This window comes from Sphingomonas sp., from assembly GCF_040398505.1.
In the GTDB taxonomy this organism is placed as follows: domain Bacteria; phylum Pseudomonadota; class Alphaproteobacteria; order Sphingomonadales; family Sphingomonadaceae; genus Sphingomonas.
On sequence record NZ_JBBATX010000078.1, the window covers coordinates 8,167 to 12,915 of the forward strand.

The window sequence follows — 4,749 nt, forward strand, 5'->3', positions numbered from 1 at the left end:
AAGGCGAATTGCGTCAGTTCCTCGGCGATATTGACCGGCTTGCCGCCCGCTTGCTCGGGAAATTCGTAGCGGAAGCCGACACCGTCATTCTGGATGCGGAACACGACATCGAGGCTGCGACCGGGCGGGCTGGTTTCCTGCAAATGGACGCGCAGTTCGTTGTGGTTGTCGCGGATCGTCGTCCATTCGCCCCACGGCTGGGTCCAATTGGTGTCGGACGCGGCGCGCGTGACCTGCACGATCTGCAAATGCCGGTCGAGCTTGGGGGCGTCGGTGAACAGGAAGCCGAGCCGAGATGGCGCGACGATCGTCTCGCCTTTGCGCATGATCGCATAGCTCGCATGGCCTTCGCCATCGGTCGCCAGCGTCACTACGATGCTGCCATCGGGCGAGGTGGCGGTGACGCTGGGAATCGCGGCGGCGGGTTGCGGCTTGATCGTCTCATTGGTCACGACCGGGGCGGGAACGGTCGGCTTGTCCTGCGCGGCAGCCGCGCTGGCGCTGAGTGCTGCGGCGAGCGCAAGCAATTGGGTCGTCTTCATTCTATCACCCTTTCGGCGATCAGCGCGGCATAGCCGCCGAAATACCCGTCCTGGACTTCATTGACCGCCGCGCAGACGCGCCACGCCGCCGGATCGACCGGACGCCACGTCACGGGATCGGCACCCAGATTGAACACGCACACCAGCGTCTGTCCGACGTCGCGCCGCTCGAACACGAGCAGCGTGTCCGACGCTTCGAGCACCTGAATGTCACCGCTCTGCAACGCCGGATGCGCGCGGCGCAGCGCCAGCAGATCGCGCGTCAGCGTCAACATCGAGTCCGCCACGGCATCCTGCCGATCGACCGCGAGGCCAGCATGGTCCGCGCCGATCGGCAACCACGGCTCGACGCTCGAAAAGCCCAAGTGCGGCGCGTCCGCCACCCACGGCATCGGCGTGCGCGCGCCGTCGCGGCTCAGCGTCAGCGGCCAATTGGCGATCGCCTCGGGGTCCTGCAGCCGCGCATACGGGATATCGACTTGCGTCAGGCCGAGTTCCTCGCCCTGATACAGGAAGATATTGCCGCGTAGTGCCACCAGCAGCAGCATCTTCATCCGCGCAAACGCCGCACGGTCGGCGCTGTTCGCCCAGCGCGACACTGCGCGCGGTGCATCGTGATTCTCGAACGCCCAGCTCGGCCAGCCCATATCGGGGGTATCGGGCCATTGCTCGACCGCGTCGCGCACCAGCGCCGGGGTCAAAGCGGGGGCGTAGAGGAAGTTGAAGCCATAGGCGCTGTTGAGCCGCCGCTCGCCATGGGTGAAGCGCTTCATCTCGACTTCGGCGTCGGCCCCGCCCACTTCGGCGACGGTGAAGCAGCCGTCATAGCAATCGGTCAGCGCGCGCAGCCGTTCGAGAAACAGCACGATGTCGGGGTGCGACTGGTTGTGGACATGCCGCTGGAAATCGAACGGTCGCGTACGCACGCCATTGGTCGCGGGGGCGGGCGGATTGTCGCGCAATTGCGGATCGCACATCGCGAAATTGATCGCGTCGATGCGGAACCCGTCGACGCCACGCGTCAGCCAGAAGCGCGCGACATCGAGCAAAGCATCCTGCACCGCCGGCGCGTGGAGATTGAGCTGCGGCTGCGCGCTCAGGAAATTGTGCAGATAATATTGCCCGCGCCGCGCATCCCACGTCCAGGCCGGGCCACCGAACACCGATTGCCAATTGTTGGGCGGCGATCCGTCATCCTTGGCATCGGCCCAGACATACCAGTCATGCTTTGGGTTGGCCCGGTCGGCGCGGCTCTCGGCGAACCAGCCATGTGCGTCCGAGGTGTGCGAATAGACCTGGTCGATGATGATCTTGAGACCCAGCGTATGCGCGCGGGCGACCAGCGCATCGAAATCGGCGAGCGTCCCGAAGATCGGATCAACCGCACGGTAATCCGCCACGTCATAGCCGAAATCCTTCATCGGCGAGGCGAAGAACGGTGACAGCCACACGCCCTCCACGCCGAGCGCCGCAACATAACCCAGATGCGCGGTGATCCCGGCGAGATCGCCGATGCCATCGCCATTCGAATCGGCAAAGCTGCGCGGATAGATTTGATAGATCGCCGCGCCGCGCCACCACGGGCGATCGGGCTGCGGTTCGGGTGGGGTGTCGGCAAGGTGCAGCGGTTGAGCGGTCATTGCGCGGTACAGATCACATAATCGAGGGGAGGGATGGTCACCGAAAGGCTGCCCGGTGCGCTGGACTTTGGCGCGCACACGCCGTGGCGCGCGACAAAATCGGTCGAGCGCGTCTCGACCAGAATCTGCGCACGGACCGGCGCGGTCGCGGTGTTGAACGCGAGCAGCACTTCGCGGCCGGTATCGGGGTCAAAGCGCGACACCGCGAACAGCCCGGGCTTATCGCCATCGGCGCGCAGCACTTGCTTGCCGCGGCGCAGCGCGGGCAGCTCGGCGCGCAGCTTCGCCAGCGTGGCGATCGCGCGGTATAATGGGTGCGCGGTGTCATAGCTGTCGGTCGCGGTCGTCTTCGCGGTGCCGAGCAGGTGATTGTCGTTGTAGCTCGCCACCTGGCTCGCGAACATGTCCTCGCGCGCGTCCTGGTCGCCGCCCTTGCCGACAAAGCCCTGTTCGTCGCCCGAATAGAGCGTCGGCACGCCGCGGAGCGTGAGCAGCATCGCATGACCGAGGATGACGCGCTGGAGCAGCTCGGCGTCGCTCGCCTTGGGGAAGCCGCGCTTCACGAACAGCGCGAAACGGCCGGCATCGTGATTGCCGAGAAACGTCGGCAATTGCAGCGCGCCCGCCGCACCGCCTTCGTAGAGTGGATCAGCGAAGAACAGCCGCCGCAATTCGTCGGTCCCCGCACTGCCGCCGACCGTATCGACCAGCGCGCGCTGGAACGCGAAGTCGAGCACCGCCGGGAGCCCATCGACGCGGGTATGCGTGGCGAGCCGCGCCGGATCCATCTCGCCCGTCGCCACTTCGCCGAAGATATGGAAGTTCGGGATGCCCCTCGCCGCAGCGCGCGCCTTCATCGCCGGCACAAAGGCCTGCCAGAATTCGGGGTTCACATGCTGCGCGGTGTCGATGCGGAATCCGTCGACGCCGAAGCGATCGATCCAGCCGCCGAAAATCTCGATCATGCCCGCCACGACACGCGGGTTTTCGGTCATCAGATCATCGAGCCCGGAGAAGTCTCCCAGCGTCGAACTCTCGCCCGCAAAGGTCGAATCGCCGCGATTGTGGTACAGCATGACGTCATTGAGCCACGCCGGAGTCTTCGCGCGCTCCTCGCCCTTCGGAACATAGGGCGTATAGGCGTAATTCGGGTCGGTCAGACGCGCGAAATTGGCAGCGCTGCCATCATTATGCCCCGCAAACCCCGGGTTGATCGCCGCACCGGTCACGCCGCCACGGCGCTGATACGGATAATCGCTGAGGCTGCGGTACGGGCAATAGTGGTCGGGCGCGCATTCGCGATATTTGATCACGTCGGCGGTGTGGTTGACGATGATGTCCATATAGACCTTCATCCCCCGCGCATGCGCCGCATCGACCAGCGCTTTGAAATCCTGATCGCTCCCCAAATGCGGGTCGATCTGCGTAAAATCGGTGATCCAATAGCCGTGATACCCCGCCGATTCCTGGCCTTTCGGGCCCTGCACCGGCTTGTTCTTGAAGATCGGCCCGACCCACAAAGCGGTCGCCCCGAGCCCCTGGATATACTCGAGCCGCCGGATCAGCCCCTTCAGATCGCCGCCATGATAGAAGCCCTTGGCGGTTGGATCGAAGCCGGTGGCGAGCCGGTCGCCCGTCAATCCGCCCCGGTCATTCGCCGGATCGGCATTGGCGAAGCGATCGGGCAGCACGAAGTAGATCACTTCGTCCTGCGGCAAGCGGTCGCGAAAGGCGGGCGCGGTCTGCGCGGCGGCGGGCAGCGCGGTGGCCGTCAGCAGCGCGGCGAGCACCATCTTGCGAATCCTCATGCGGCCATCCTGTCCGAAGCAGCGCAATGCGCCGCGATAAAGGCGTCGTGCGTCGGCATCTTGCCCACGACCTGTTCGACATGCCGCCGCGCGAGGCTCAGAAACTCGTCGAGCTGCGCCGCCGGCAATCCCTCGGCCAGCGGATCGTAACGCTGCGGTACCACGCCTTGCCCGATCAGCACTTGCAGCCAGCCGGGTTCGGCAAACAATTCCTCGCCCTCGCGGAACAGCCGACCAGTCGAGCGGAACAGCGCGATCCGATGCGCGAGGCTGTCGGGAATCGGGGCTTCGCGGCAGGCGCGCCAGAACGGCTCGTCGCGACCATTGGCGTGATAATGCAGCACGAGGAAATCGCGCACCGCGCGCCATTCACGCTCGGTTTGACGGTTGAATTCGGCGGCCTCGATACCGCTGTCGGAATCTTGCGGGAAAAGCTGCAACAATCGGGCGATGCCCGCCTGGATCAAATGGATGCTGGTCGATTCGAGCGGCTCCATAAACCCGGCGGCCAGCCCGAGCGCGACGCAATTCTTCACCCAGGCCCGCCGCCTGCGCCCGGTGGTGAAGGATAACGGTCGCGGATCGGCGAGTGCCTGACCGTCGAGTCCGCCAAGCAGCATATCCGCCGCGCGCGCATCGTCGAGGAACGCGCTGCAATAGACCAGGCCATTGCCGGTGCGATGCTGCAGCGGAATGCGCCATTGCCACCCCGCTTCGCGCGCGGTCGCCCGCGTATAGGGTGTGGTCGCGCCGACGTTA

Annotated in this window: 4 protein-coding genes; all 4 read right to left on the bottom strand. The window is 65.3% G+C overall.

The window, feature by feature from the left end; genetic code table 11:
• Positions 1–542 (bottom strand): glycoside hydrolase family 97 N-terminal domain-containing protein (locus ABWP09_RS10385; RefSeq protein WP_353205073.1); only part of this gene is annotated, 542 nt, incomplete at its 3' end.
• Positions 539–2,182 (bottom strand): alpha-amylase family glycosyl hydrolase, encoded by a 1,644-nt coding sequence (locus tag ABWP09_RS10390; protein WP_353205074.1) that lies wholly within the window; start codon positions 2,180–2,182, stop codon positions 539–541. The genes ABWP09_RS10390 and ABWP09_RS10385, both read right to left, overlap by 4 nt.
• Complete coding sequence (locus ABWP09_RS10395; RefSeq protein ID WP_353205075.1) at positions 2,179–3,990, bottom strand: alpha-amylase family glycosyl hydrolase; 1,812 nt, start codon at positions 3,988–3,990, stop codon at positions 2,179–2,181. The genes ABWP09_RS10390 and ABWP09_RS10395 overlap by 4 nt, the downstream gene beginning before the upstream one ends.
• The coding region (locus ABWP09_RS10400) for a tryptophan halogenase family protein (protein ID WP_353205076.1) at positions 3,987–4,749 on the bottom strand (763 nt) is incomplete at its 5' end. The genes ABWP09_RS10395 and ABWP09_RS10400, both read right to left, overlap by 4 nt.